The 26,623-nt window shown below is 72.2% G+C and carries 23 protein-coding genes and 1 pseudogene; 16 read left to right on the top strand and 8 right to left on the bottom strand.

The window, feature by feature from the left end:
* Positions 1–269 precede the first annotated feature (269 nt).
* From ACFV88_RS31110 to ACFV88_RS31100, 3 genes are all read left to right on the top strand, one after another.
* Positions 270–821 (top strand): DUF5134 domain-containing protein, encoded by a 552-nt coding sequence (locus tag ACFV88_RS31110; protein ID WP_385495408.1) that lies wholly within the window; start codon positions 270–272, stop codon positions 819–821.
* Between the two features lie 130 nt (positions 822–951).
* On the top strand, positions 952–1,887 hold the full coding sequence (locus ACFV88_RS31105) for a M56 family metallopeptidase (RefSeq protein WP_385495407.1): 936 nt from the start codon (positions 952–954) through the stop codon (positions 1,885–1,887).
* A gap of 193 nt (positions 1,888–2,080) precedes the next feature.
* Positions 2,081–2,761, top strand: a complete 681-nt coding sequence (locus ACFV88_RS31100) for a phosphatase PAP2 family protein (RefSeq protein WP_385495406.1) — start codon at positions 2,081–2,083, stop codon at positions 2,759–2,761.
* Positions 2,762–2,777: 16 nt separating this feature from the next.
* Here ACFV88_RS31100 and ACFV88_RS31095 read toward each other — a convergent pair whose 3' ends face one another.
* Positions 2,778–3,020, bottom strand: coding sequence for a DUF2630 family protein (locus ACFV88_RS31095; RefSeq protein WP_385495405.1), 243 nt, complete (start codon positions 3,018–3,020; stop codon positions 2,778–2,780).
* Positions 3,021–3,244: 224 nt separating this feature from the next.
* On the opposite strand from ACFV88_RS31095, the gene ACFV88_RS31090 reads away from it, so the two are divergent.
* Positions 3,245–3,943, top strand: a complete 699-nt coding sequence (locus ACFV88_RS31090) for a TetR/AcrR family transcriptional regulator (RefSeq protein ID WP_385495404.1) — start codon at positions 3,245–3,247, stop codon at positions 3,941–3,943.
* Positions 3,944–4,081: 138 nt separating this feature from the next.
* Here ACFV88_RS31090 and ACFV88_RS31085 read toward each other — a convergent pair whose 3' ends face one another.
* The gene (locus ACFV88_RS31085; protein WP_385495403.1) at positions 4,082–5,611 is read right to left on the bottom strand and encodes an LVIVD repeat-containing protein; all 1,530 of its coding nucleotides are present in this window, start codon (positions 5,609–5,611) and stop codon (positions 4,082–4,084) included.
* 302 nt (positions 5,612–5,913) lie between these two features.
* On the opposite strand from ACFV88_RS31085, the gene ACFV88_RS31080 reads away from it, so the two are divergent.
* The gene (locus tag ACFV88_RS31080) at positions 5,914–6,579 is read left to right on the top strand and encodes a DUF305 domain-containing protein (protein WP_385495416.1); all 666 of its coding nucleotides are present in this window, start codon (positions 5,914–5,916) and stop codon (positions 6,577–6,579) included.
* Between the two features lie 129 nt (positions 6,580–6,708).
* Here ACFV88_RS31080 and ACFV88_RS31075 read toward each other — a convergent pair whose 3' ends face one another.
* Entirely contained in the window at positions 6,709–7,062 is a 354-nt protein-coding gene (locus ACFV88_RS31075; RefSeq protein ID WP_385495402.1) for an ArsR/SmtB family transcription factor, read from the bottom strand.
* A 186-nt stretch (positions 7,063–7,248) separates the two neighbouring features.
* Between ACFV88_RS31075 and ACFV88_RS31070 the strand changes: the two genes are divergently transcribed.
* The 5 genes from ACFV88_RS31070 to ACFV88_RS31050 all read left to right on the top strand — a co-directional run bounded on the left by ACFV88_RS31070 (position 7,249) and on the right by ACFV88_RS31050 (position 13,031).
* Positions 7,249–8,328 (top strand): NADH:flavin oxidoreductase/NADH oxidase, encoded by a 1,080-nt coding sequence (locus tag ACFV88_RS31070; RefSeq protein WP_385495401.1) that lies wholly within the window; start codon positions 7,249–7,251, stop codon positions 8,326–8,328.
* 48 nt (positions 8,329–8,376) lie between these two features.
* Positions 8,377–9,321: a homocysteine S-methyltransferase gene (gene mmuM, locus ACFV88_RS31065; RefSeq protein WP_385495399.1), complete on the top strand. Its 945-nt coding sequence runs from the start codon at positions 8,377–8,379 to the stop codon at positions 9,319–9,321.
* Between the two features lie 1,003 nt (positions 9,322–10,324).
* Positions 10,325–11,002: a uracil-DNA glycosylase gene (locus tag ACFV88_RS31060; protein WP_385495398.1), complete on the top strand. Its 678-nt coding sequence runs from the start codon at positions 10,325–10,327 to the stop codon at positions 11,000–11,002.
* On the top strand, positions 10,999–12,045 hold the full coding sequence (locus tag ACFV88_RS31055; protein ID WP_385495397.1) for an N-acetylglucosamine kinase: 1,047 nt from the start codon (positions 10,999–11,001) through the stop codon (positions 12,043–12,045). Before ACFV88_RS31060 ends, ACFV88_RS31055 begins: the two co-directional genes overlap by 4 nt.
* A gap of 65 nt (positions 12,046–12,110) precedes the next feature.
* Entirely contained in the window at positions 12,111–13,031 is a 921-nt protein-coding gene (locus ACFV88_RS31050) for a sirohydrochlorin chelatase (protein WP_385495395.1), read from the top strand.
* Positions 13,032–13,085: 54 nt separating this feature from the next.
* Here ACFV88_RS31050 and ACFV88_RS31045 read toward each other — a convergent pair whose 3' ends face one another.
* Both ACFV88_RS31045 and ACFV88_RS31040 read right to left on the bottom strand, forming a co-directional pair.
* The gene (locus tag ACFV88_RS31045) at positions 13,086–14,135 is read right to left on the bottom strand and encodes a lactonase family protein (RefSeq protein ID WP_385495394.1); all 1,050 of its coding nucleotides are present in this window, start codon (positions 14,133–14,135) and stop codon (positions 13,086–13,088) included.
* A gap of 60 nt (positions 14,136–14,195) precedes the next feature.
* On the bottom strand, positions 14,196–15,596 hold the full coding sequence (locus ACFV88_RS31040; protein ID WP_385495393.1) for a nitric oxide synthase oxygenase: 1,401 nt from the start codon (positions 15,594–15,596) through the stop codon (positions 14,196–14,198).
* 719 nt (positions 15,597–16,315) lie between these two features.
* Here ACFV88_RS31040 and ACFV88_RS31035 point away from each other — a divergent pair.
* Both ACFV88_RS31035 and ACFV88_RS31030 read left to right on the top strand, forming a co-directional pair.
* The gene (locus ACFV88_RS31035; protein WP_385495415.1) at positions 16,316–17,395 is read left to right on the top strand and encodes a chitinase; all 1,080 of its coding nucleotides are present in this window, start codon (positions 16,316–16,318) and stop codon (positions 17,393–17,395) included.
* 343 nt (positions 17,396–17,738) lie between these two features.
* Positions 17,739–18,647, top strand: coding sequence for a glycoside hydrolase family 19 protein (locus tag ACFV88_RS31030; RefSeq protein ID WP_385495392.1), 909 nt, complete (start codon positions 17,739–17,741; stop codon positions 18,645–18,647).
* 91 nt (positions 18,648–18,738) lie between these two features.
* On the opposite strand, the gene ACFV88_RS31025 is transcribed toward ACFV88_RS31030, so the two are convergent.
* Positions 18,739–19,434, bottom strand: coding sequence for a L,D-transpeptidase family protein (locus ACFV88_RS31025; RefSeq protein ID WP_385495390.1), 696 nt, complete (start codon positions 19,432–19,434; stop codon positions 18,739–18,741).
* A gap of 381 nt (positions 19,435–19,815) precedes the next feature.
* On the opposite strand from ACFV88_RS31025, the gene ACFV88_RS31020 reads away from it, so the two are divergent.
* Together ACFV88_RS31020 and ACFV88_RS31015 are read left to right on the top strand one after the other, a co-directional pair.
* The gene (locus tag ACFV88_RS31020; RefSeq protein ID WP_385495389.1) at positions 19,816–20,355 is read left to right on the top strand and encodes a hypothetical protein; all 540 of its coding nucleotides are present in this window, start codon (positions 19,816–19,818) and stop codon (positions 20,353–20,355) included.
* Positions 20,356–20,437: 82 nt separating this feature from the next.
* Positions 20,438–22,789, top strand: a complete 2,352-nt coding sequence (locus ACFV88_RS31015; RefSeq protein WP_385495388.1) for a hypothetical protein — start codon at positions 20,438–20,440, stop codon at positions 22,787–22,789.
* A 51-nt stretch (positions 22,790–22,840) separates the two neighbouring features.
* Here the strand turns inward: ACFV88_RS31015 and ACFV88_RS31010 are convergent, their stop codons facing one another.
* Positions 22,841–23,611, bottom strand: a complete 771-nt coding sequence (locus ACFV88_RS31010; protein ID WP_385495386.1) for a MerR family transcriptional regulator — start codon at positions 23,609–23,611, stop codon at positions 22,841–22,843.
* Positions 23,612–23,784: 173 nt separating this feature from the next.
* On the opposite strand from ACFV88_RS31010, the gene ACFV88_RS31005 reads away from it, so the two are divergent.
* Both ACFV88_RS31005 and ACFV88_RS31000 read left to right on the top strand, forming a co-directional pair.
* Positions 23,785–24,750 carry an aldo/keto reductase gene (locus ACFV88_RS31005; protein WP_385495385.1) on the top strand — a complete coding sequence of 322 codons (966 nt, stop codon included), beginning with the start codon at positions 23,785–23,787 and terminating at the stop codon, positions 24,748–24,750.
* Positions 24,751–25,169: 419 nt separating this feature from the next.
* Positions 25,170–26,012 carry a nitroreductase/quinone reductase family protein gene (locus ACFV88_RS31000; protein WP_385495384.1) on the top strand — a complete coding sequence of 281 codons (843 nt, stop codon included), beginning with the start codon at positions 25,170–25,172 and terminating at the stop codon, positions 26,010–26,012.
* Positions 26,013–26,188: 176 nt separating this feature from the next.
* Here the strand turns inward: ACFV88_RS31000 and ACFV88_RS30995 are convergent.
* Positions 26,189–26,332 (bottom strand): annotated as a pseudogene (locus ACFV88_RS30995) (IS701 family transposase); the annotation flags it as partial.
* Positions 26,333–26,623: the final 291 nt, after the last annotated feature.

Here is a 26,623-nt window from a genome sequence, read left to right as displayed (position 1 = left end):
GGTGGTGGTCCCACCCCCGGGGCGGCCCGCGGCCGGGGGGGGGGTGTCCCCCGCCGCGCGCGCCGGGGGGGGGGGGCTGCTCCGGGGCCCCCCCCCCCACCTCCGCACCGCAGTGAGCGCGCCGAGGTGTGGCGGGACACACCCGGCGCGCTCCGCGCGGACCCCCCTCGCACGCCCGTGCGCACGCCCTTCTGTACGCCCGTGCGCCCGGTTCGTCGGCCTCCCCGCGGGCAGCCATCACCCCAGGGGCGTCGAGCAGGAGGTGCGCGGTGCACACAGCGGTCCCGGCTGCCTGGCTGCTCATCGCGCTCGGCGCGCTGAGCGGGGGCTACTGCCTGGTGCGGATGCTCACCGGTACCGGACGACAGCGCCGGACGGCGGGGGGCGAGGCGCTGATGGGGTTCGGGACCGTGGTGATGGCCCTGCCCACGGCGCTGGTCGCGGTGCCCCGCCCCGCATGGGCCCTGTGCACGGTGGTCTTCGCCGTGGCGGCGCTGGGCGCCCTGCGGTACGCGCGGGACTCGGTGCACCAACTGCACCACCTGGTGGGGGCGGGTGCGATGACCTACATGTCGGTGGTGATGGCGACGGCCCCGGCCGGACACGGGAGCGCGGGCTTCGCCCCGCTGACCGCCGCACTGCTCGGGTACTTCGCCGGGTACGTCTTGTGGACGGGCGCCCGACTCGTCCCCGCACCGCCCCCGCCCGGCGGCTCCGTCCGCTCGACCGGGATGAGCGGGGCGGCCCACCGACCGGAGCTGGCCCGGGCGTGCCGGCTCTCGATGGGGTTGGCCATGTGCGCCATGCTGCTCGCCGTCTGATCGGCGGTGGCCCGGTCGACTCCGGTGCTCGCCCGGACGAGCCCGCCCGCACTACGGACGAAACGTGTCCTACGTCACTTGCGCCGATCATCCGTACCACCACGTCACCACACGCAAATAGGCTGGCGGCATGACGGTATCCGTGGCACTGCTGCTGCTCGGCGCCCTTACCGCTGTCCTCGCTCCGCGCCTCCTGGCGCGGGCCGACTGGCCCGAACGGGAACCCGTGGTCGCCCTGTGGGTCTGGCAGTGCGTGGTGGCGGCGGTCCTGCTGTGCTGCGCGCTGTCGATGACGCTCAGCGCGGCAGCGGCCTGGCAGGCGGTGCGCGGACGGCTGTTCGCCCCCGCGCCCAGCGGTGTCGTGGAGGCGTACGCACTGGGGGCGGCCGGGCCCTGGGCCGCGGCGACGGCCCTGCTGCTGGCCGGCGGCGGTGTGTGGACGGCCGCCATGCTGACCCGGGAGATCGTTCGCACCCGGGCCGCCCGCCGCGCCAGCCGCGCCGAACTGCGGGTCCGTTCCCCGCTGTTGCCGGGCGAGGAACCGGGCACGGACCGGCTGGTGGTGCTGGAGGGCGAGCGGCCGGACGCCTGGTGGCTGCCCGGGGCGGCGCCCCGGCTCGTCATCACCACGGCGGCACTGCGACGGCTGAAGGGTCGACAGCTCGATGCGGTGCTCGCCCATGAGCAGGGCCACGCACAGGCCCGCCACGACTGGCTGCTGCACGCGTCCTCGGCCCTGGCCAACGGGTTCCCGCAGGTCCCGGTCTTCGCCGCGTTCCGCGACGAGATGCACCGACTGGTCGAACTCGCCGCCGACGACGTCGCCTCGCGCCGGTTCGGGCGGCTCACCATCGCCCTGGCACTGGTCGAACTCAACGAGGACCGCGGTGTGTTCGGGCCGTGCCCGACCCCACAGGCACTCGTTCCGCAGCGGGTGAACCGCCTGCTCACCCCGCCGCGCCGGCTCACTCCGGCCAGGCGGCTGCGGCTCACCGCGGCGGCGGCGCTGGTCCCGGTGGTGCCCGTCCTGGTGGCCTTCGTACCGGGGCTGCACGCCCTGCGCTGACCGGTCCCGGCACCGCCCGGGTCGACGGGGAGGACGGAACCCGATCCGGCCACCCGTGCGGGCACCCACCGGCCGAACACCTCGATCGCCCCGTCGATCCCCGCGGATTCCTGGTCCGCCGCACGCGAGGTCAGGGAGGATCACCCCCATGCACAAGGTGTCCCCACTCCCCCCATCGAGCCCACCCGGCCCCATGACCTCACGCGCCCCACGGGTCGCAGTGGTCCTGGGCGGGTTCGCCACCCTGCTCCTGGTCCTGGTCGCGACCCGCTGGAGCCCGTTGCTGGACGTGGACGAACAGATCGCCCGTACCACGCACGGCTGGGCCGTGGCCGACCCCGGCCTCACCCACGCCAACCGCATCCTCACCGACTGGGCGTGGGACCCGTGGACCATGCGGGCGTTGCTCGCGGTGGTCGTGGGGTGGCTGCTGTGGCGCCGCGACGGATGGTTCGCCGCCTGGCTCGCGGTTTCCTGTGCCCTGGGAACGCTGCTCCAGCAGGCGCTCAAGGCCGGCGTCGGACGGGAGCGCCCCCGCTGGCCCGACCCGGTGGACTCGGCGAACTACTCCGCGTTCCCCTCCGGACACGCGATGACCGCGACGGTGGTGTGCGGGCTGCTCCTGTGGACCCTGTACCGGTACGGCGTCCGGCGGTCGCTCTGGCGGGGGGCGCTGGTCGTCGCCGCGGTCTCCGTCCTCGGCGTGGGGCTCACCCGCATCTGGCTGGGCGTGCACTGGCCCTCCGACGTGGTGGAGGGGTGGCTCCTGGGCGGTCTGACCGTCTCGGTGGCGGTCCTGTCGTACGAACGGTTCCGCGGCCCGAGCCGGCTCCCGGACGCCGACCGCACCGGAGCGCTCCGCGGCCGTCCGTGACCGGGCGCACCGCGGCTCAGGACTGGTAGCCCTCGACCTGGGAGGACGGCCGCACCCGGGCCTCGTCGGGGTTCTCACCGTATTCGGACTTGGCCCGCCGCTGACGGAGCAGGTCCCAGCACTGGTCGAGTTCCCGTTCCAGTTCGGCGAGCCGGGCGCGTTCCGCGGTGCGGTCGCGGCCCTCCGCGAGCCCGTCGCGCAGTCGCCGCTCGTCCTCGACCATGGCGGTGATCCGCTCCAGGATCTGTCGCTGGTCCATGTCATCGCCTCCTCGGCCCCGTCCCCACTGTAGGGAGCGGGGAGGAGTCCCGCGAGAAGAGCACGCGGCCCGGGCCACCGGGCCCGGGCCGCGTTCGTGCACCGCCGTCCGCATGGACGCTCCCCCGCTGCGCCCATGCGGACAGCGGACCGGGTGGGGCCGCGAGGCCACCACCGACTCCGCTGAGTATATTGGCTGGAAGCCAGTCAACGCAGGAGTACAGGATGACCCCGCGCAGCGCATCGGTCAATGAGGAGCTGCGACGGCGCAGCCGTGAGCGGCTGTTGCGGGCGACCGTGGAGCTGGTGGCCGAGCGGGGGTACGAGGCGACGACCCTGTCCGACATCGCGGACCGGGCGGGCACCGCCCGGGGCCTGGTGTCCTACTACTTCCCCGGCAAGCGCCAGCTCTTCCAGTCGGCGGTGCACCGGCTGATGCACACCGCCCTGGCCCAGGCCCTGGAGCGGGAACCGCGCACCGAGGAGGGCCACGAGCGGATGGCGCGCGCCATCGACGCGGTCCTGGGGCTCGCCCGGGACAGCACGGTGTTGATGCGCGCCCACATGGCGGGCATCCTCCAGGCCGAGGGGTTCGTCCGCTGCGCGGAGCAGCAGCGGCTCGCGGAGTTGCTCCGCGACACCGTCGCACGGTACGGGTCGCCCACTCCGGACACGGACTATCCGCTGTTGCGGGCGTTGCTGATGGGATCCGTGTTTGCGATCCTGCTGCCCGGTGCGCCGATGCCCGCCGAGGTGCTGAGGGCGGAGTTGTTCCGTCGGTACGGGCTGGCGTGGGAGTTGGGGACGCCACCGACCGAGCAGCCACCACGGGTGGCTCCGCAGTCAGGGCCGCCGGCGGACTTCTCCGGGCTGTTCGGCGCGGGTCGCGGCGAGCCGGGGGCCCCGGAGACCGAAGACCGCTGACGGTCGTTCCCGCCCCGGTGCGGGGGCGGGAACGACCGTCCGAACTCAGGCACCCCGGCGAGCTGGGGGTTCCGTCGCCGGGAGGCCCACTGCTGCGTCCGGACCCGGTCGGCCCGGTCGGGGTTCAGTCGGAGCGGGTCAGTCGTCGTCCCACTCGTCGTCGTCCCGGTCGAAGTAGTCGGGCTGGGTCTGGACGTTCAGCTCGTGCAACCTGACCCGTTCCGCGGAATTGGTGCGGCGGTCGTCGAGCTTGAGCACGTCGAAGCCCTTGGCCATGTCGTTGGAGTAGATGTACCCGTTGTAGTAGTACGCCGACCACGATCCACCGGCGACCAGCCTGGTCGTGCTCAGCGGGCCGCGCTCGAAGTAGGCGATCTCCTTGGGCTCGGTGGAGTCGGTGAAGTCCCAGACGGAGACTCCGCCCTGGTACCACGCCTGGACCATGAGGTCCTTGCCGCGCACCGGGATGACGGACCCGTTGTGGGCGACGCAGTTCTCGGTGTCGGCCTGGTGGCGCGGGATCTTGAAGTAGCTGCGGAACACCAGTTCGCGGTGGTCGCCCCGGCCGACGATGTCGTAGATGCCGTTGGCGCCGCGGTCCGGGCCGATCGCCGCGTTGCAGGTCGCGGCGCCGCCGCCGCCCAACTCGTCGGTGAAGACGACCTTCTTGGTGTCCTGGTTGAAGGTGGCGGAGTGCCAGAACGCGAAGTTCACGTTGTCCTGGACGACGTCGATCACCTTCGGGCGTTCGGGATCCTTGATGGAGAAGAGGATGCCGTCGCCCATGCAGGCGCCCGCCGCCAGGTCCTTCGACGGGAGCACCGTGATGTCGTGGCAACCGGTGGTCTTGGAGACACCCGGGTTGGTGGGTCCACCCGGGTTGCCGCCCCCGTCGGGGCCGCTACCGGGGAAGAGCACCGGGAAGTTGACGACCGCGGCCTGCTGGGGCGCCTTCTTCGGCACCTTGATGACCGAGATGCCGTCGTGCGGGGGCTGGCAGTCGGGGAACGCCGCGTTCGGGGAGTACGACGAGACGTAGACGTAGACGTTCTTCCGGTCCGGCACCAGGGTGTGGGTGTGCGAGCCGCAGGCCGTCTCCACGGCGGAGACGTACTTCGGGTTGCGCTTGTCACTGATGTCGAAGACCTTGAGGCCCTCCCACGAGTCCTTGACGCTCGCGGGTTGGGACGTGCTGGCACAGGAGTTGTCGCTGCGGGACGAGTCGGTCGACAGGAACAGCAGGTTGCCGGAGACCGAGATGTCGTTCTGCGAACCCGGGCAGAGCACTTGCGAGACGGTCTTCGGCGCCTTCGGGTCGCTGATGTCGAAGATCCGGAAGCCGTCGTAGTTGCCGGCGAACGCGTACTTGCCCTGGAAGGCCAGGTCCGAGTTGGTCCCGGGGAGCGCGTCCTTCGGGATGTTGGCCAGGTGCTTGATGTTGTCGGAGTGGACGATCTCGTCCTGGCCGGGTATCTCGCCGGCGGCTATCGCCTCCCTGGTGTCCCGGGCGTCCTCCTGGGACACCCGCTCGGGGCTCGACGGGGCGTCGCCGGGGTCGGGGATCGCCGCCGCGGGTGCGGCGGTCACCAGCGTGGCGAGCAGCCCCACCACTGCGGCGGCGACTCCCAGGCGTCTGCGCCGCGTTCGGGGATCGTTCGACAGGGTCACTGCGTCCTCCCTCTTCGCCGTTCACGGTGTGGAACGGTTCAGGAACACCCGCAGTATCGTCTTCATCATGCTCATATCAATAGGGGGGCAACGCAATCGTCACAAAGGTTTTCGATCACCGCCCCTGGAAGGGTGCTAAGACGGTAGGCGGCACACCCAGCCCGTCACCTCCGCCCGACGGCGCCCCCGCAAGGGCCGCCGAAACCCCCTCCACCCCGCCGTCAACTCCCCCCGCTTCGCAGGAGGATGCCTTGTACCGCAGTCGCAGCAGCCAGGACGAAGCAAGCCGACCGCCGGCCGCCATCCGCCGCACCTCTCCCCTCCGGCAAGGCCGTTCGGGTGCCGCGCTGCTCTGTGCGGCCCTGCTCCTGTCCCTTGCCGGCTGCGATGCGGAAGGTTCCGGCACAGCGGCCCCACAGAAGGCGGCGGGGCCCTCGGTGATCGCCCCGGGGAAACCGGGCGAAGGGGCTGCCACCCTCTCGGCGGGGGAGGCCAAGAAGCGGCTCGGCGACGATTCGCCCAACTCCGCGGACTTCGACTACATCCAGATGATGATCAAGCACCACGCCCAGGCCCTGGTGATGACGGAACTCGTCCCGACGCGCGCCGGGTCGGGGAAGGTGAAACGGCTCGCCGCCCGGGTGGCCGCCTCGCAGAAGCCCGAGATCGGCGCCATGGAGGGCTGGTGGGAGAGCAACGGCGGGCCCAAGCACAGCGCCGGCACGGGCCACACCCACGCGTCCATGCCGGGCATGGCCACCGAGGCCCAGCTGGCGGAGTTGCGGGCCGCCCGGGGCGGGGCGTTCGACGAACTGTTCCTCGCCCTGATGATCACGCACCACGAAGGGGCCGTGACGATGGCCGCCGACGCGCTCTCGGAGGGAAACAACGTCCTCGTGGAGGAGATGGCCAACGACGTGATCGCCCAGCAGACGGCCGAGATCGGACGGATGCGCGGGCTGCTGTGACGCAGCCGCCCCGCGACCGGAACACCCGGGCGCCGTGGTCCGGTCGCCACCCGGTCGCGGGGCACGCACACCGGGGCCGAGCCGGGAAAGCCCCACCGGAGCCCTACCGGAGCCCCGCCGGGTCGCTGCTCAGGGAGCTGCCCGACGCGCCTCCTCGGCCGCCGCGGCGGCGAGCACGCTGAGGACCAGACCGGGGAAGAGCGCGTCGAGGTCGTCCTCCCGCAGCCTGCTGTACTTCGCGGTGCCGCGGTAGTGCTGTCGGATGACGCCCGCCTCGCGCAGCACCCGGAAGTGGTGCGTGGTCGTCGACTTGCTGACCGGCAGCGGGAAGTGCGAACAGGGGAACTCGGCACCGGACGCGGCGAGTTCCCGTACGACGCGCAGCCGCATCGGATCCGCGAGGGCGTGCAGCACGGCTTCCAGGGTGATCTCTTCGCGGCGCGGGTGCGCCAGTTCACGACTACTGGTGGTGACGGTGGTCACGGCGACTCCCGGGTCTGTTCGGTGCGTCCAGTGTACGGCTTGGTTCGACGCTCGTCGTAGTTTGACAGTTGCCGTACTACGAGCGTTATCGTACTACCCAACGCCCCGTCCACCGGCCCCGGTTCACCACGCCCGTCGGCCGTGTCACGGAGCGCCCGCCACCCGGCCCCCTGAAGGGAAACCGCCATGAGCGCCCTGTTCGAACCCCTCACCCTGCGGTCGCTGACCATTCCCCACCGGGCGTGGATGGCCCCGATGTGCCAGTACTCCGCCGCGCCCGCCGGACCGCAGGCCGGGGTGCCCACCGACTGGCACTTCGCGCACTACGCGGCACGCGCCGCCGGCGGCACCGGGCTGATCCTCACCGAGGCGACCGCGGTCAGCCCCGAGGGGCGGATCTCGATCGCCGACGTGGGCCTGTGGAACGACACCCAGACGGCGGCGTTCCGCAGGATCGTCGACTTCCTCACCGAGCAGGGCACCGTCCCGGGCATGCAACTCGCCCATGCGGGCCGCAAGGCGTCGACGGACGTCCCCTGGCGCGGCGGCGGTCCGGTCGGCCCCGAGGCGCACGGCTGGCAGACCGTCGGACCGAGCCCGCTGCCCTTCAGCCCTGATCACCCCGCCCCTCGGGAGCTGACGACACAGGAGATCGCCGAGATCGTCGAGCAGTTCGCGGGGGCGGCACGGCGGGCCCTGGCGGCCGGGTTCCGAGTGGCCGAGATCCACGGGGCGCACGGCTATCTGATCGGCGAGTTCCTCTCACCGCACGCCAACCGGCGCACCGACGCGTACGGAGGGTCGTTCACGAATCGGAGCCGCTTCGCGCTGGAGGTGGTCGACGCCGTCCGCGCGGTGTGGCCCGACGAGTTGCCGCTGTTCTTCCGGATCTCCGCGACGGACTGGCTGGAGAGCGACGGTTGGACCGTTGACGACACGGTCCGTTTCGCCGCACAGCTCCAGGAGCACGGGGTGGACCTGCTGGACGTCTCCTCGGGGGGCACGGCGTCCGGGGTGCGCATCCCGACCGGTCCGGGCTACCAGGTCCCGTTCGCGGCCCGGGTCCGTGCCGAGACGGGGTTGCCGGTGGCGGCGGTGGGTCTGATCACCAAGGCGGCGCAGGCGGAGCAGATCATCGCGAGCGGCGAGGCCGATGCCGTCCTGCTCGGCCGGGAACTGCTGCGCAACCCCTCGTGGGCGCAGCACGCGGCCCGGGAACTCGGCGCGCGGATCACGGTGCCGGACCCGTACCTGCGCGCGGCCTGATCCCGCGGACGGGGGCGCCGGGCGCCCGAGCGGGCTAGCGTCGCTGGTGTGCACCCCGACGCCACCGGGTCCGCCCGGCCCCCGCGGCCCTCCCTGGCCAGCGCCCTGACCCGGGGTCCGTTGGTGCTGGACGGCGGGCTGTCGAACCAGTTGGAGGCGGAGGGTGAGCGCGTCGACGGCGACCTGTGGTCGGCGCGGCTGCTCGCGGACCGTCCGGAGGCGGTCGTCGCGGCGCACCGGGCGTACTACGAAGCGGGTGCGGACATCGCCACCACGGCGAGCTACCAGGCGACCTTCGAGGGGTTCGCCCGGCACGGCACGGATCGCGCGCGGGCCGCGGAGTTGCTGCGGGCGAGCGTGACCCTGGCGCGGGAGGCGGCCCGGACGGCACCGGGCGGGCGCCCTCGCTGGGTGGCCGCCTCGGTGGGGCCCTACGGGGCGATGCTGGCGGACGGCTCGGAGTACCGGGGTCGGTACGGCCTGACGGTGGCGGAACTGGAACGGTTCCACCGGCCCCGGCTGGAGGTCCTCGCCTCCGCGGGGCCCGACGCGTTCGCCCTGGAGACGGTGCCCGACGTGGACGAGGCCCGGGCCCTGCTCCGTGCGGTGCGGGGGCTCGGGGTGCCGGCCTGGCTGTCGTTCAGCATCAGCGGGAACCGCACCCGGGCGGGACAGCCGCTCGCCGAGGCGTTCGCGGTGGCGGCCGGGGCGGCGGAGGTGTGTGCGGTGGGCGTGAACTGTTGCACCCCGGCCGACGCGGACGCCGCGGTGGCGTTGGCGGCGCGGATCACCGGCAAGCCCGTGGTCGTGTACCCCAACAGCGGTGAACGCTGGGACGACGCGCGGCGCGCCTGGGTGGGCCCCGACCGGTTCGAGGCCGCAGCGGTGGACGGCTGGCTGGCGTCGGGCGCGCGACTGGTGGGCGGCTGTTGCCGAGTGGGACCGCGCGCGCTGGCCCAGGTCGCTGAACGGGTGGCCGCACGGTCGCGCTGACCCCGCCGGACCGGTCCGTGCACCGTCGCGGCGGTCATCCGGGGTGCGTGCGTCCCGTGGCGGCCGGCCGGCCCTACGGCGGAGGTGCCGGGCGCACTGGACGGCATGGCGAGCCGGACCCCGTCGAACGCGGGCGGGCCGGCGGTGCTCCGGCCCGATGCGGACCCGGAGTCCCGCGGGGGCGCCCACGGAGGTGCCCCGGACCGTCCGGCACCGGTCCGGGGCCACGGCTCCACGACCGCTGGAACGTGTACCCCCGCGACGACGCGGGAGCGCTCCCGCGCGGACACCGGTCGGGGGGCGCCGTCGACCCGCGGGACCGCAGAGGCGGCGGGGGCGGGGTGCTCGGGTCGTTCGCGGGGGCGTCCACCACGCTCCGGTGCGGGCCGACTGCCCGCTGACCGGCGCCGTCCTGCGTTCCGCGGACCGGACGGGGCGGCGGGCGGGCGGTCACCGCCGGGCGAAGTCCACTGCGCCACGACCCTCGGGGACGCCCCGCGCATCGACCGGGGGACCCCCCACGAGCGGGTCCCACAACGATCGCAACGGCGAATTATATGCCCCGCCGAACGGCGGAGAGGTCCGGGTCCGACCCGCCCCGCATCCATCGGACGCCCCGCGTGTGCACGCCGCAGTCACCCCATAACACGGTGCAACAGAGCGCCATTTGAGCCACGCGGCCGAAAATCGCCGTGACGAAAAACATCATGGAGTCTTCATTCCCTTTCGAAACCTGCACACGCTCGTACCCGTTTCTCTAAGGGAGGGATAAAGAACCGACATCCCCTGTCATGGAAGGAGACCACCGTGGTCCCCGTATGCCCGTACTGCAAGCGTGTGGAGTGCATCTGCCGGGCCCTCGGGGGCGTCACGCCAGGGGAATCGCGTGGCCGTCCCGGGGCAAGGAACCGCACGACACGGCGGTACTCTTCGAGCCGCGCGGGCGCCCACCGCTCCGCGTGGGTCTCACCGCACACCTGAGCATCCTTGGGGGCACGTCCGCGTGGCAGCACGACCTTTGCACGAGATCGTCGAAGCGGGTTGGGCCAAGGCCCTGGAACCCGTTGCCGACCAGGTCGCCGGGATGGGCGACTTCCTGCGCGCGGAGATCGCCGCGGGCCGCACGTACCTGCCCGCCGGAGCGCACGTGCTGCGTGCCTTCCAACAGCCCTTCGACGAGGTACGGGTCCTGATCGTGGGTCAGGACCCCTACCCGACGCCGGGGCACGCCGTGGGGCTGTCGTTCGCGGTGGCGCCCGAGGTGCGCCCGCTGCCCGGCAGCCTGATCAACATCTATCGGGAGCTCACCAGCGACCTGGGGGTTCCCCCGCCCTCCAACGGCGATCTGACCCCCTGGACCCGCCAGGGGGTCCTCCTGCTCAACAAGTCCCTGACCACCGCCCCCCGCAAGCCGGGAGCGCACCGCGGCAAGGGCTGGGAAGCGGTCACCGAACAGGCCATCCGCGCGCTGGCCGCCCGGGGGCGGCCCCTGGTCTCCGTCCTGTGGGGCCGGGACGCCCGCAACGTCCGACCCCTGCTGGGCAACCTCCCCTCCGTCGAGTCCGTCCACCCCTCGCCGATGTCCGCGGACAACGGCTTCTTCGGTTCCCGACCGTTCAGCCGCGCCAACGACCTCCTGGTGCAGCAGGGCGCGGAGCCCGTCGACTGGCGGCTGCCGTGACGGCCGGGCCCCTCGTCCTCGCCGTCGACTCCGGGGGCTCCGGGCTGCGCGCGGTCCTGGCGGTGGACGGACGCCCCCGCTCCGCGCCGCTCCGCTCGGCCCGGCCGGTGCGGACCGGGCCGCAGGGGATCGACGCCGGACACTTCCTGGAGCAACTGCTCCCGATGGCCCGCGCACTGCTGGCCGACGCCCAGGTCACCGAGGTGCCGGCGGCAGCCGTCGGAGCCGCCGGCATGGCCACCCTCGGGGACCGGCTGCGCGCCGAACTGCCGGGTGCACTCGCCCGGGAGCTGGGCGTCCGCCGGCTGGCGCTGGCCGCCGATGCCGTCACCGCCTACGTGGGGGCCCTCGGGTTCCGTCCCGGCGCGGTCGTCGCGGGCGGCACGGGCATGATCGCCACCGGAACGGACCTGGTCTCCTGGCGTCGCGCCGACGGCTGGGGCCATCTGCTGGGCGACTGCGGCGGCGGGGCCTGGATCGGCCGGGCGGGACTCGACGCCGCGATGCGCGCGCACGACGGGCGGCGGGGCGGCTCGGCCGCGCTGCTCGCGCGCGCCGAGGCGGTGTTCGGCCCCGCTCCGGACCTGCCCGGGCTGCTGTACCCGCGCACCGACCGGCCCGCCGTCCTCGCCTCCTTCGCACCCGAGGTGGCCGCCTGCGCGTCCGCGGAGGTCGCCGACGCCGTGGCGCAGGGCGTCCTGCGGCGGGCCGCCGCGCACATCGTGGAAGCAGCGGCGGCGGTCGCGCCGCGGTCCGCGCAGTGCGAGGTGGCGTTCACCGGCGGGTTGTTCAAGATGGGCGCGCCCCTGCTCGATCCGCTCGCGGAGGAGTTGGCCCGACAGTTGCCCGGCGCCCGACGGACCGAGGCCGAGGGGGACCCCCTGCTCGGTTCGGTGCGGATCGCGACCGGGCTCCTGGTCGACGGTCCCGGACTGCCGACCGACGGGCGCATGTTGTCGTCCGTGCAGACCGAAGCGGACGATGAAGAACGGGTGTTCCGGGCTCATTCGTCCGGTAAATCTGATGAATCAGACAAAATATGACAGATACCGCTCACCCGCCCCCTCCCCGAACAGAGAGGGGGGCAAAGCCAGTAGCATGCGGCGCCATGAGCACCCCCACTGGGCCGGCCAACGACCTGCCCGTACGAATGCCGCGCCCCCGCCAGTCGGGGCGCCATCGCCGTCCTGAACCCGCGGTGGCACCCGACGGAGCACCCGCCCTGGTGCTCGCGGTTCCGGGCACGCCCAGTGGATCCGTCCGGCTGCTCGCCGACGAGGTCGTGAGCATCGCCCGTTCCGAGCTGCCCGGCCTCAACGCCCGGATCGGCTACCTCGACGGGGACGACGACGAGTTCCCCGCGCTCTCGACGGTCCTCGCGCACACCGCGCAGGACCGCACCGCCCGCTACGAGCTGGCCCGCGCGGCGGGCTCCGACATGGCGGAGCCCGAGGGCCCCGTCGCCGTCGTGGTCCCCCTACTCGCCGGCGCCGACGGCGCCCTGCTGCGGGAGATCCGTCGGGCCATCGCCCAGAGCAAGGTCGCCGCCGAGCTGACCGACGTCCTCGGCCCGCATCCGCTGCTCGCCGAGGCGCTGCACGTGCGGCTGTCCGAGGCCGGGCTGGCCCGTGCGGACCGTGCCAGGTTGTTCACCGTGGCCACGGCCGCCGACGGCATCGTCATCGCCTCGGTGGGCGGCGAGGAGGCCGCGCAGGCAGCCGGCATCACCGGCATGCTGCTGGCCGCGCGCCTCGCCGTGCCGGTGATGGCCGCCGCTCTCGACAAGGAGGGCTCCATCGCGGACATCGCCGAGCAGTTGCGCTCCTCCGGGTCGGGTCAGCTCGCGCTCGCGCCGTACCTGATCGGTCCGGAGATCGACCCGAGCCTGCTGGAAGCGGCGGGCAAGGAGGCGGGGTGCGCCGTGGCCGAACCGCTCGGCTCCTACCCGGCCATCGGCAAGCTGGCGCTGTCGAAGTACGCGACCGCGCTGGGGATTCCGCAGACCGGAGCCGGCGCTCCGGTGCGCTGACGGGGGTGCCCGGCCCGCGTCCGCCCATCGGGCGGAGCGGAACCCGGGCCCCCCTCAGGACAGTACGACGCAGGACGCGGCGGGAACCTCCACGGAACCCGCGTGCCGCGGCAGGCCGGTTTCCGTGTCGACACCGAACCAGGTCACGTCGCCCGAGCGCTCGTTCGCCACGTAGAGACGGCTCCCCGTGGCGTCCAGGGCCAGGTCACGCGGCCAGTGGCCGCCGCAGGGGACCGTCGCGAGGAGGCGCAGGCGAGCGCCGCCCTCCTCGACGGCCAGGACCGAGATGACGTCCTCACCGCGGGTGGCGGTCCACACGAACCGACCGTCGGGCGCCACGACCACCGCGGACGGGTACGCGTCGCCGTCCGGGGCGCCGGGCAGCACGGAGGTCTCACCGAGCGGCCGGAGCACCCCCCGGGCGGCGTCCCAGTGGCAGACCGTCAGGGTCGGGGCCAACTCGTTCAGTACATAGGCGTGCGTCCCGTCGGGGTGGAAGGCCAGGTGGCGGGGGCCGCAGCCGGGGCGCAGGGCGATCTCCCGGTGCACCCGCGGCTCCCCCTCGCGGTCCAGGTCGAAGACCCGGACGGAGTCCGTCCCGAGGTCCACGCTCACGGCCCAGCGTCCGCCGGGGGCGGGCAGCACCTGATGCGCGTGCGGAGCGTGCTGGCGCTGCGGATGGGGGCCGTTCCCCTGGTGGACGAGCACTCCCGAGGGCCCGTCCGCGAGAGCGCCGTCCGCGCGCAGCGGCACGGCGCTGACGCTGCCGGAACCGTAGTTGGCGGTCACCACGTGGTCCGCGTACAGGGCGAGGTGGGTGGGCCCGTCACCGCCCACCGGGACGGGCGCCCCCAGGGGGCGGGGGTGCCCGTCGGTGACGTCGAAGGCGGCGACCGCACCGACGGAGGTCTCGCTCACCGCGTACAGGGTCGACCCGTCCGCGGCGAGCGCGAGGTACGAGGGGTCGGCCACGGCGTCGGTCGCGCCGAGCAGGGCGAGAGCACCGGTGGTCGGTTCCACGGAGGCCGCCACCACGCCCGGCCCCCCGGCTGCGGTGAACGATCCGACGTACGCTCGACCGACTTCCCTGCGCCCCGCTGTCACTGCTGTCCCCTCTCGGCTGCCAGATTGCTGCGCCGACGGTAGCAGCCGAAGATGATCGGTCTAGACCAAGTCCGGAACGACTTCTTCACCGTCCCGCTGCGGGGCCTGCGGGTGGTGGACGAACGCCGGCCGCAGCTGCGTGTCGTCGTAGGTCCGGTGGAAGACCGGGGTCGCGCTGCCGGAGATCGGCGGCACGATCCACGACCAGTCGGCGCCCACCGCCCGACCGACCCGCTCCTCGCGTTCCAGATGGGTGAGGAAGCGTCGGGACTCCGTGTGGTGGTCGGTGACGGTGACGCCGGCGCGGTCGAAGGAGTGCAGGACGGCGAGGTTCAACTCGACCAGGGCCCGGTCCTTCCAGAGCGTGCGGTCACTGCTGGTGTCGAGCCCGAGGTGGCGTGCGAGCGCGGGGAGCAGGTCGTACCGGTCGGTGTCGGCGAGGTTGCGGGCACCGATCTCCGTGCCCATGTACCAGCCGTTGAACGGGGCGGCCGGGTAGCGGACGCCCCCGACCTCCAGGCACATCCCGGAGACCGCGGGCACGGCGTGCCACCGCAGACCGAGGTCCGCGAACCACGGGTACCCGGGATGGCTGAGGGGGACCTCGTGCACGGCGTCGGACGGCAGCTCGAACCAGCGGGGAGGCCCTTCGACACCCCGGACGACCAGCGGCAGCACGTCGAAGGCGGTTCCGGGGCCGCCGGGCCAACCGAGTCGCCGGGCCAGGGCGGTGAGGTCCGCATTGGCCGGGTCGCCCAGGACGGTGCCGTCCGCCCGGCGGTAGCCGGCGTACCGGACCAGCTGGTCGCTCAGGATCCGGGGCCCCGGGCGGCCGGGGTCGTCGGGGGCGAAGACCGTGATCAGCGGGCGTATCCGCCCGTCGCGGCTCGCTGTGCGCAGGTGCTCCACCGAGGCGTCGGCGATGTCCTCGGCCGAGCGGAGGTGGCGCAGGTCGCGGACCCGCAGCGAGCGCCAGTACAGCCGGCCTATGCACCGGTTGGAGTTGCGCCAGGCCACCCGGGCGCCGTACGTCAGCTCCTCGGCGGTGTGCCGGTACGTCCCGGTGCGCGCGATCTCGTCGTGCACGGCGGTGATGCGGTCGACGGGGCACCCCAGGCCCTCCTCCTCGTGGTGGAGGGTCAGGAACTCGGTGGCCGCCCGGCACAGCGCGGCCGTGCCCGCCGGGTCGGGGGTCGCGGGTCCGCCCCCGCGGACGGGCCCGTCGCCCGCGGGCTCCCCGCGCGGCACGTCCGGTGCGTCCGGTGCGTCCGGTGACGGACCGTCGGAGTGGGGCGCCGAGTCGGGGTGTGCGGCGTCGAGGGGCACGTTCCTCAGGCACGCGGACTCGTGGCCCACGGACGAGTGACCCACGGACTCGGACAACACGGACCCGGGGAACAGGGGACAGACCGCCGTCGCGGTCGTCGTCACGGTCCCGGTCCGGTACGGCAGGTTCGGCATGCACGTCCTCAGCCGACCCGGACCGCTCGCTGCGGCCCCGGACGGCACGTCGTCGTTTCGCCGCGCGGCACTTCCCGGCGGCCCGGTCAACCCCACTGGCGCCCCGCGCTGCTGATGAGCGCACGGCTTCCCCCTCCACCGAGTTCCACTCCCGCCCCGCGCGGCGGGCCGACCCACGGTCCACACCGAACATCCGGAGAGTGACGGAGGAGATTCGGAGCGTATCCGGGACGAGGTCGGGGCGCAGGCCGCCCCGGGAGACCGGGGGGCACGAATCGATAACAAGGGGGCGCGCTCGTTGATGCGCGCGCCGTCGATCCCGGCGGCTCCAGCGCCGCTCTCCGATCGGACCGCCGCTGCCCGGGCAGCCGCGTCCGCAGGCGCGGCCGTCGGGGGCGGCCTTCGGGGGCGGCCTTCGGGGGCACACCCGCCTCAACTGGGTTTTGGTCCAGACCTATTGACGATAGGTCTGGACCAACTTACGGTATGGGCGCGCGCACCTCCCCCACTGCGACACCTCCCCCACCCCCACCTCCGCGCACCAAGCCGACCCCACCGCACCACCCCTCCCTCACGTTCCGCGTACGTCTCCGGGTTCCCCCCACCCGGGAGTCGGCACGCCCCCACCGTGCGTCGACTCCTGCCGTCCACCGCCGAGGCACGCCACCCCCACGTGTGCGTGACCCGGTTCGAAGGGAGCACACAGCATGTTCCGCAGCATCGGCCGGCGCGTCCGGCTGTTCGGCATCGGCATCGCTCTCGCAACTTCCGCCCCCTTACTCGGTGCCGCCGCGTCCGGCGCCGCCCACGCAGCCCCGACCGCCCCGGAACGGGCCGCCGTCAGCACCTGTCCGGTGAAGTCGAAGCCCACCGGCAAGGTCCTCCAGGGGTACTGGGAGAACTGGGACGGAGCCGCGAACGGCGTCCATCCCGGCCTCGGCTGGATACCCATCAACGACAGCCGGATCACCCAGCACGGTTACAACGTCCTCAACGCCGCCTTCCCCGTGATCCGTTCGGACGGAACGGTGCTGTGGGAGGACGGCATGGACAACCGGGTCAAGGTGCCCACCCCCGAGGAGATGTGCGCGGCCAAGGCACAGGGGCAGACGATCCTGATGTCGATCGGCGGCGCCGCGGCCGGGATCGACCTCAGCTCCAGCACGGTCGCCGACCGGTTCGTCGCGACGGTCGTCCCGATCCTCAAGAAGTACAACTTCGACGGCATCGACATCGACATCGAGACCGGCCTCGTGGGCACGGGCAACATCAACACCCTGTCCGCCTCCCAGGCCAACCTGATCCGCATCATCGACGGGGTCCTCGCCCAGATGCCGTCCAACTTCGGCCTGACGATGGCCCCCGAGACCGCGTACGTGACCGGTGGCAGCGTCGTCTACGGGTCCATCTGGGGCTCGTACCTCCCGATCATCAAGAAGTACGCGGACAACGGCCGGCTGTGGTGGCTGAACATGCAGTACTACAACGGCGCCATGTACGGCTGCTCCGCCGACTCGTACAACGCCGGGACGGTGGCCGGGTTCGTCGCACAGACCGACTGCCTCGACCGCGGACTCGTGATCCAAGGCACCACCATCCGGGTGCCGTACGACAAGCAGGCGCCCGGTCTGCCCGCCCAACCCGGCGCGGGTGGCGGGCACATGACGCCCTCTCAGGTGAGCCAGGCGTGGAACCACTACGGCGGCCGGCTCAAGGGCCTGATGACCTGGTCACTGAACTGGGACGGCTCGCGCAACTGGACCTTCGGCGACAACGTGAAGGCCCTACAGGGTCGTTGACGACCCCTCAGAACCTCCGGGCCGAAGTCGTGGGCGGCCCGGGGAATCGGGCGGGGTCCCGAGCCATGGAAGCGGCCATGGTTCGGGGCCCCGCCCACCCTTGTGCGCGGCCCCGGTCGGCGCACCCCGCCGCCGACCGCCCCCCTCCAAAGACCCCGGATCAGGGGGCTTCAAAATAACAACCCTTCTTTTTCTGCCCGTTACGCAAGATCAGTAATGGTCTAGACCTTGACGCGGCCTCCCCCCAAACGCTTGGGTAGCTCGTACACCCGTTACGGCGTGCCCAGGGACAGAGTCAACTGGGCTTGTCTGGCACGCCCGTTGACGCGCGAAAGGGAAAGTCGTGCTCAGAGAACGTATGAAGTCGCTCATGGTGGGTCTCGCCACCGCGGGCTCACTCGCTGCAACGATCATGGTGCCGGCCACCACGGCGAACGCCGCGACCGGCACGGACGAGTGCGCCATCGCACCCACCTGGTCCGCCGGAGCGAACTACCAGACCGGTGACATCGTCAAGTACTCCGACGGAAGCGTGTACGTCGCCGAGCGCGACAACCCCGGGTACAACCCCGTGACCAGCACGTACTACTGGGACCCGTACGCCTGCGGGGGCAACGGGAACCCGAACCACAACAGCTTCGTGGTGAGCGAGGCCCAGTTCGACCAGATGTTCCCGAACCGGAACCCGTTCTACACGTACAAGGGCCTGACGGACGCCATGAAGGCGTTCCCGAAGTTCGCCCACACCGGTACGGACACGATGCGCAAGCAGGAGGCCGCGGCCTTCCTCGCGAACATCAGCCACGAGTCCGGCGGCCTGTTCTACATCACAGAGATCAACAAGGACAACTACCCGCACTACTGTGACCGGGACATGCCCTACGGCTGCCCGGCCGGACAGGCGGCGTACTACGGGCGGGGCCCGATCCAGCTCAGCTGGAACTTCAACTACAAGGCCGCCGGCGACTTCCTCGGCATCGACCTCCTCAACGAGCCCTGGCAGGTGGAGACGAAGCCCGACGTCTCCATGATGACCGCCCTGTGGTACTGGAACACGCAGGACGGCCCCGGTCCGGTCACCGCCCACGACGCGATGGTCAGCGGCGCCGGGTTCGCCCAGACGATCAACGCGATCAACGGCACGCTGGAGTGCAACGGCGGCAACCCCCGGCAGGTCGAGAGCCGGGTGAAGCGCTACAAGCAGTTCACCCAGATCCTCGGCGTCCCGACGGGCGCCAACCTGTACTGCTGACGCCCGTAGAGCTGATGCACGGACGTGAATGAACGGCGACGGGCCGGGGGATTCCCCCGGCCCGTCGTCGTTCCCCGTCGTACGGGTGGGGTCAGGTACCCGACTTCCGGCCGTACACGAAGACGTCGTCGCCGTTACCGAGGTAGGACCAGTACTTCTTGGCGTCGCCCTTGCGCATGTTGACGCAGCCGCGGGAACCGGGCGGGTTCCACATGCTGACGCTCGCGGCGTGGAACGCCTGCCCCCGGTCGAAGAACTGCGCGTACGGCATCGGAACGTCGTAGAGGCTGGAGTGGTGGTTGATGCTCCGCTGGTAGACCTTCTTCGAACCGGTGCGCGTCTCATCGCCGTTGCGACCGGTGCGGACCGGGACGGGGCCGTACTTGAGCCTGCTGCCGTCCTGGATCCAGCTGATCTGGAGGGTCAGGTTGACGCAGGCGATGCGACCCCGGTTCGTGGGACAACGACCGTCCCTGTTGGGCCTGTTGCCCACGGCCTTCTGCTTGTTCATCAGATCCATGACGCCCCAGGTAACCGAGCCCGCATAACCGGCGGCCGGGGTGATGCCGTGCTTCTTCTGGAAGGCCCGGATCGCGGTGCAGTCACCCGTCGACTGCCGGCCGTCGACCGTCCGCCCGAGGAACTTCTCCACCTTCTTCTGGTGGGGCCCGGCCTGCGCGGTGCAGGACGCGGCACTCGCCGGCGCCGCACCCAACGCGAGCGTCAACGGTGCCAGCAATCCGGCGACCCCCAGCAACACGACCGCCCCCCTGCGCTTCTCCCCCATGTGAACCCTCTCCCCTTCCCCGCGTGCTCCGCACGCCGGTCTCCGCGCTCACCGCGCCGTCCCGATCCTGATGGCGTCCGATTCCGCTCGGTGCCGCCCTGCTAGACCCGGCTCCGGACGCACGGGTTGTCTGCATACGGCACCTGTCACGCAGCTCGGACGATTGTCACCGGAACCGGACATTCGGCGACGCCCGCGCCTCCTCCGCAGCCCACCCTCGAAGCCTGCGCGCCAAGGAACCCCCTCCACAAGTGCGTTGCAAGCCCATTACCGGCTGTTGACAATCCCTGCACCGTGAACTTAGGTATGCCTTACCTAAGTCGAACGGGTGTGGCGCCCTGAATCCACGCCCGCTTCCCGTGTAAGAAAGGTGCTCACCAGATGAGTGCTGTGCTGTCCACCCGTACTGCCGCCCGCGCCGGTCTCGCCGTGATCTCCGCCGCCGCGCTGACGCTCGGTCTCGCCTCCTCCGCTTCGGCGGCCACCGGGAGCCGCACGATCGTCGACGGGTCCACCACCTACAACCTCTCCGTCACCGGCCCGAACACCGCCCCCGCCTCGGGCGCCAACGTCACGGTCACGGGAACCGGTTACAACTCCTGGCAGGGCATCTACGTCGGTCTGTGCGCGGTGAGCGGCGGGCAGGGCGCCAACAAGCCGACCCCGTGTCTCGGCGGCAAGGACGAGTCCGGCACGACGGGCGCTTCGTACTGGGTGTCCAACTTCGGTGGCGGCCTCCTCCCGAACAGCTCCACCTTCAAGAGCGGCGGCAGCTTCACGGCCAAGATCCACGTCAAGGCCGACCTCGGCGGCGGCAACATCTGCGGCGACACCGTCGACTGCGCCATCGTCACGCGTGCGGACCACACCGACTCCAGCGACCGCAAGTACGACGTCCACATCCCGGTGACCTTCTCCTAACCCGACCCCCAGGCGGGTTCCGGCACCGGGTGCCGGAACCCGCCTTCGGTCGCGTACACCGGTCCCGTACGACAAGGAAGCCATGAAAGACACATCCCCCCGGGCACGCGACCACGCCGGTCCGAGATCCCGGACCATCACCCTGGCCACCCTGGCCGCGCTCGGCCCGGCCGCGGTGCTCGCGATCTCGATCGGTACCGGCTCCCCGGTTCTGGCCTCGGCCGACACCCCGGGCTCCGGCACCGGTGCACACGGTCAGGAACTGACGGTGTCGGCGACGAAGGGGCTCGACCCCACCGGCCAGAGCGTGCGGGTCACCGGCAAGGGCTACGACGCGACCAAGGGCATCTACGTCGCCCTCTGCAAGGACAACGGTCCGGGCCGCACGCCCTCCCCCTGCGCGGGCGGCGCCGACATGACCGGCAGTTCCAAGACCTCGGCGTGGATCGTCCCCGAGGACGACCCCTACGCCGGTGAACTGGCCAAGGCGTACGGCCCGGGCGGCAGCTTCGACGTCGAGCTGGAGTTCGAGGCCACCTCGTCGTCGGTCGACTGCGCCACGGTCGCCTGCTCGGTCGTGACCCGGTCCGACCACCGTGCCCTGGGCGACCGTTCCCAGGACGTCCGCATCCCGGTGACCTTCGCGGCGGGCCCCCCGCCGGGCGGCATCGGCGTGGACGTCCCCGAGGGAACGGTGTCGTACCGCACCTCGGCGGAGTTCACCACGGCAGGGAAGCCGTTGGACGTCCTGGTGCACCCCGAGTCCCGGAAGCTGTACGTCGGCGCGGACAACCTCCCCGACACCGCGGACCTCGACGAGCGGGGCCTGTACGTCCTCGATCCGGTCGACGGCACGGTCCGGTCGCACATCAGCCAGGCACCCGGCCCGGGGGGCACCCTGCGCACCGCCGCCGTCGCCCGGATCGTGGCACCGCTGGCCGGGGACGGGGTCCGCTTCCAGTACCCGTTGCGCGGCATCGGCAGCGCCAGACCGGGTGACGCCGCGGCCCAGGGCGTGTGGCTCACCGGTGCGTCCGTCACCGACGCGGGGCCGGGCACCTCCTCCGCGACGGCCGTCCTGGTCGCGCAGGGCAGCAAACTGACCGAGGTCGATTCGGCGACCGGTACGACCTTGCGCGAGCTGACCCTGGAGAGCGGCAACCGCTTCGCGGTGGACACCGCGCGCAAGACCGTGTGGTTCGCCGACATCGGCGGCGGCAAGCTGTACCGGGTCGACACCGCGTCCCTGACGGTGCAACAGACCGTCGAGCTGCCGCCCGTCGAGGGCGGCGTCACCGGCTTCGTGGAGGTGGACCCCGAGACCGGCGACGTGTGGGTGGGATCGGGCTCCGCCGTCCTGGTGCTGGGCCCCGACGGCAAGCTCGCCAAGACGCTGACCGGACCCGACCGGGCGATCGCGGTGGCGTTCGACGCCACCAGCAAGCGGGCCTTCCTGGTCCGCCAGGACGGCGGCAACCCGAGCGAACCGGGCAACGACAACAACGGTTCGCTCACCACGTACGACACCGAGGACCACGCCCAGACCACCGAGCCGGTGTCGCTGCCGGGCAACCACGGTCAACTCGGTTCGGCCACGGTCGCCGTGGAACCGGGCGGCGCCACCGTCTACGTGACGCACCCCGCCGAGGGCAAGGTCGTCAAACTGGTGCGTCAGATGTCGCCGAAGGTCACCGAGTCGCCGGCCGACGTGTCCACGAACCCCGGCGAGGACGTCCGGTTGACCGCCGCGGCCGAGGGCGCCCCGGAACCGACGGTGCACTGGCAGGTCAGCGAGGACGACGGCGAGACCTGGCGACCCGTGACGGACGCCGCCTCCGGGACGCTGACGTTCACCGCGACGCTGTCGCAGAACGGTGACCGGTACCGGGCCGAGTTCAAGAACGACGCCGGCACGACCCGTACCCGACCGGTGACGCTGACGGTCGCCGAGGAATCGGAGACGACCGCCGGCACCACGTCCGGAACCGACAACGGCGGCACGGACGGCGGCGCCACCGAAGGGAGCACGGACGGCGGCACCGACGGCGGTACCGACGGGGGCGCCAGCGGCGGTTCGGACGGCGGCACGGACGCCGGCGGGACGACGGGCGGCACCTCAAGCGGCACCTCAAACGGTGGCTCGACCGGCGGATCGAGCGGCGGCACGGACGGCACGGGCGGCGGTGACGCCGGCGGGTCGAACAGCTCGGGCGGCTCGGTGGGCGGCGGTAGCGCCGGCGGATCCACCGGCGGCAGCGGTGACTCCGGCGGCGACAGCGGCACGGGCGCACTCGCCTCGACCGGCACGACGGTGCTGTCCGCAGCAGCAGTGGCGGTGGGCCTGGCCGCCGCCGGCACGGTGCTCGTACGACGCCGCGCGGGCTCGCGGAACACGGCGACGCCGACGACCGGCCCGGACGGCGCAGCGAGCTGACGTCCGTGCGGGGTCGTCGGCTCCCGGTCTTCCCGGGAGCCGACGACCCCGTTACGGTTCGGCCGGAACCCGTCCGAGCAGCGCGCGCCGATCGAGGTAACCGTGCAGCGCGCCCGCCCCCGCGAGCATCGCCCGGGAACGGCGGGTCAAGGACCGTTGGCGTTCGGCGACGGCGTCGTGCAGCGCCTCGCCGCCAGCCGTGCCGCGCAGCCCGTCGAGCACGGTCCGGATCCGGTCGAGGGAGTAGCGGCCCTGCCGCAAGAGCGCGACCATCCGTGCGTCCCGCAGTTCGGCGGGGCCGTAACAGCGGTAGCCGGTGCCCGCCTCGCGCAGCGGGGTGAGGAGCCCCGCCTCCTCCCACACCCGCAGGGCCGAGGTCCGCACCCCGAGCCGGGCCGCGACCTCACCGATCCTGAGCCCCCCACGGGGGACCCCGACGCCGTCGTCCGAGCGGCTCCCGGCCTCCCCCGCCACTGCGTGCAACGCCTCGCCGACCTCCCGCAACGCGGCACGCTGCTCGTGCAGTTCGGCGTGGCCCGCGTCGAGGAGGGACAGGGCGAGCGGCACGTCGTCGGCGTGCACCGCCCGCATGATCGCACCGGCCCGCTCCACCCCGTACCCCCGGACCAGCGCCCGGTAGGTGAACAGGGCCTGTCGGTGCCCCTCGTCGAAGCAGCGGTATCCGGACTCGGTGCGCGGCACGTGCGGCAGTACGCCGGCGCCCTCGTAGTTGCGGATCTGCTGGGTGGAGACCCCGGCGTCGCGCGCGAGGTCGACGGGGCGCAGTGCGCGCCGCTCCGCCACCCGGGGGTTCTTCGCCACACGGATCACCCTAGCCCGGCCCGGTGGGCACCTGCTCCGGCCGCGGCCCGCACCCCGGCCTTCCCCCAGTGTCGTGGCGCGGGTGGCCGGCCCGGCATGTCGGACCACCGGGGTCGCATCCGCTCTGGCAGCGTGGCCGTTCCGTGCCGTCCCCACCGTGAAAGGGCACACTCATGCGACACGTCTCCCTCGGCGGTCTCGACGTCCCCCGGCTCGGTCTCGGCTGCATGGGCATGTCGGCCTTCTACACCGGAGCGGGTACGGACGAGGCCGAAGCCGTGCGCACCCTGCACCGGGCCGTCGACCTGGGGGTGACGTTCTTGGACACGGCGGAGGTGTACGGGCCCTACACCAACGAGGAGTTGCTCGGCCGGGCGCTGGCCGGACGGCGGGACGAGGTGGTGCTCGCCACCAAGTTCGGCATCCTCTCCCACGAGGGGCGTCGGGGTCTGGACAGTTCGCCGGCCAATGTCCGCGCGGCCGTGGAGGGGTCCTTGCGACGACTCGCCACGGACCGCATCGACCTGTACTACCAGCACCGGGTGGACCCCGACACGCCGATCGAAGAGACCGTGGGCACGCTCGCGGAACTGGTCGCCGAGGGGAAGGTCCGGTACATCGGGCTGTCCGAGGCCGCGCCCGAGACGATCCGTCGGGCGCACGCGGTGCACCCGATCGCCGCGCTCCAGACCGAGTACTCGCTGTGGACCCGGGACCCCGAGGCTGAGCTGCTTCCGCTCACCCGGGAGCTGGGCATCGGGTTCGTCCCGTACTCGCCCCTGGGCCGTGGTTTCCTCACGGGCGGCATCCGCAGTCGTGAGCAGCTGGACGACGGTGACTTCCGCAAGGACAACCCCCGGTTCAGCGAGGAGAACCTGCAACGCAACCTGCGGATCGCCGACGAGGTCGCGGCCGTCGCACGGGACGTGGGGGCGACTCCCGCGCAGACCGCGCTCGCCTGGCTGTTGGCGCAGGGCGACACGATCGCGCCGATCCCCGGGACGAAGCGCGTGGCCCGTCTGGAGGAGAACGCGGGGGCCGACGCGGTGCGGCTCGGTCCGGAACAGTTGTCCCGGCTCGGCGCGCTGTCCGCCCCTTCCGGTGACCGCTACACCGACATGTCCCCCCTGAACCGCTGACCACCGGCACATGGCGGGTTCGGGGTTGCTCCTGCGGCCTTCGTCCGGTTAAGGTCCCGGACGTGACTGCCGGGTCGGCCTTGCGCCGCGCACGAGTGAGGGTCCCGGCCCCGGAGTGATTCCGGGGCGGGCGAGGGCCCCGCCTTTCTGCTTCCTTCTCCCCGTACCGGGCGCCGCCTGGTGCCTGGTTTTTCGGGTGATCCGTCGACGCGGTCGCCGTCGTCGACGCACCTACGGCTCCCATGAGCGCGGTCCTTCTCTCCCACGGGACGTCCCGGGCGCACTTCGCGCTGCCGTCCGGGCGGACGGCCGCTCCCGCACGCGACACCGCCGCACCCAGGCCGTGCGCGTGCCCCTCCCCACCGCCGAGACGGCTCCATCAGCCGCGGCGGCCCTGAGAAGCAAGCAGAAAGCAGGACATGCCCCAGAGTTTCAATGACCAGGTCATCGAGGAGTTCCGCGCCAACAACGGCCGGGTCGGCGGCCCTTTCGCCGGAGCCCGACTGATCCTCCTGACCACCACGGGCAGGCGCAGCGGCCGACCGCACACGACCCCCGTGGGGTTCCTTCCGGACGGCGGGGAGCGCATCCTGGTCATCGCCTCGGCCGGGGGGTCGCCCCGGCACCCCGCCTGGTACCACAACCTCCTGGCGGAGCCCGAGGTTCAGGTCGAGGACGGTGTCTTCGTCTTCCGGGCGCGGGCTCAGGTGCTCACCGGCGCGGAGCGTGACGAGGCGTTCGCCCGGGCGGTCGAGGCGGACCCCGGCTGGGCCGAGTACCAGGCGAAGACGGACCGGGTGATCCCGGTCGTGGCGCTGGTGGAAGTGGCGGCAGGGCCACCGGTGATCAACTCGCCGTCGTTCGCGGACGGCCTGAAGGTCGTGCACGACGGCTTCCGTCGGGAACTCGCCACCATCCGCGCGGAGATCGCCGCCGCGGGCCCCGCGCTGGGAAGCCAGTTGCGGATGAACTGCCTCACCGTGTGCCAGGGGCTGAAGAACCATCACCAGGGCGAGGACCAGGGCCTTTTCCCCTACCTCAACGCCCAGCACCCGGAGCTGAAGGCGGTCATGGACCGCCTGGAACGGGAGCACGAGTCGATAGCGGAGCTGGTCGAGGCGCTACGGAAACTGGTGGCGGAGACGGACGCGGAACCGACCGCGCTGCTGGCCGAGTTCGACCGGCTCGCCCACGAGTTGGAGCAGCATCTCACCTATGAGGAGGAGCAGTTGATCCCGGTCCTCGCCGCGGCCGGCGGGTGACGCACCGCGCCCCGGGGCGGCCATCGTCGGCGGGGTCCGGAGCGGGAATCGTCGCCCAGTAGTGCTTTGTTAGGTGGTGTCGTAGCGCTGCCATGGGGTGGGTTGTCGGCAGGTGGGGCAGGTGCCGGTCCAGGTGGCGATGAGGTGCTGCAAGAGTGCCAGGGCCTGGTAGAGGGTCAGGTCCTGGCAGGGGCTTTTATGGAGATCCGCTGTTCGGTGAGGAAGAGATGGGCGGCGGTGACGAGGGTGACGTGGCGGTGCCAGCCGGTGAAGGAACGTCCCTCGAAGTGGTCGAGCCCGAGGGCGGTCTGACGGTCCCTGGACGCCCAGCTCGACTCCCTCGCCGAGGCCGGGGTCACCCGGGTCTTCTCGGAGAAGTTCTCCACCCGTGCCACCAGCGGGTGCTGCGCGAACACGACGAACAGACCACAGCACCAGCGAACGTCTGACCAGGCGGTGAGGGTGCCGGGCGTTCGTGGTCAGTCGCGGGAGGCCGGGGTGAGCGGTTCACTCGGAACGAAGTGGTGGGAGGACCCACAAAAGTGGGGGCACCCAAAAGTGTTGTATATAAGAAGGGGGGGGTGTAAAGTGGTTAATATAACTCCCCGGAG

Source organism: Streptomyces sp. NPDC059816 (assembly GCF_042732055.1).
Lineage (GTDB): Bacteria > Actinomycetota > Actinomycetes > Streptomycetales > Streptomycetaceae > Streptomyces.
This window is presented reverse-complemented; position numbering and strand designations above follow the sequence as displayed.

Coding starts and splice junctions, on each gene's coding strand:
- ACFV88_RS31050 (WP_385495395.1), top strand. CDS start 12,111: ATGAGCACCCCCACTGGGCCGGCCAACGACCTGCCCGTACGAATGCCG.
- ACFV88_RS31020 (WP_385495389.1), top strand. CDS start 19,816: ATGAGTGCTGTGCTGTCCACCCGTACTGCCGCCCGCGCCGGTCTCGCC.
- ACFV88_RS31100 (WP_385495406.1), top strand. CDS start 2,081: ATGACCTCACGCGCCCCACGGGTCGCAGTGGTCCTGGGCGGGTTCGCC.
- ACFV88_RS31005 (WP_385495385.1), top strand. CDS start 23,785: ATGCGACACGTCTCCCTCGGCGGTCTCGACGTCCCCCGGCTCGGTCTC.
- ACFV88_RS31070 (WP_385495401.1), top strand. CDS start 7,249: ATGAGCGCCCTGTTCGAACCCCTCACCCTGCGGTCGCTGACCATTCCC.
- ACFV88_RS31095 (WP_385495405.1), bottom strand. CDS start 3,020: ATGGACCAGCGACAGATCCTGGAGCGGATCACCGCCATGGTCGAGGAC.
- ACFV88_RS31090 (WP_385495404.1), top strand. CDS start 3,245: ATGACCCCGCGCAGCGCATCGGTCAATGAGGAGCTGCGACGGCGCAGC.
- ACFV88_RS31025 (WP_385495390.1), bottom strand. CDS start 19,434: ATGGGGGAGAAGCGCAGGGGGGCGGTCGTGTTGCTGGGGGTCGCCGGA.
- ACFV88_RS31040 (WP_385495393.1), bottom strand. CDS start 15,596: ATGCCGAACCTGCCGTACCGGACCGGGACCGTGACGACGACCGCGACG.
- ACFV88_RS31105 (WP_385495407.1), top strand. CDS start 952: ATGACGGTATCCGTGGCACTGCTGCTGCTCGGCGCCCTTACCGCTGTC.
- ACFV88_RS31000 (WP_385495384.1), top strand. CDS start 25,170: ATGCCCCAGAGTTTCAATGACCAGGTCATCGAGGAGTTCCGCGCCAAC.
- ACFV88_RS31015 (WP_385495388.1), top strand. CDS start 20,438: ATGAAAGACACATCCCCCCGGGCACGCGACCACGCCGGTCCGAGATCC.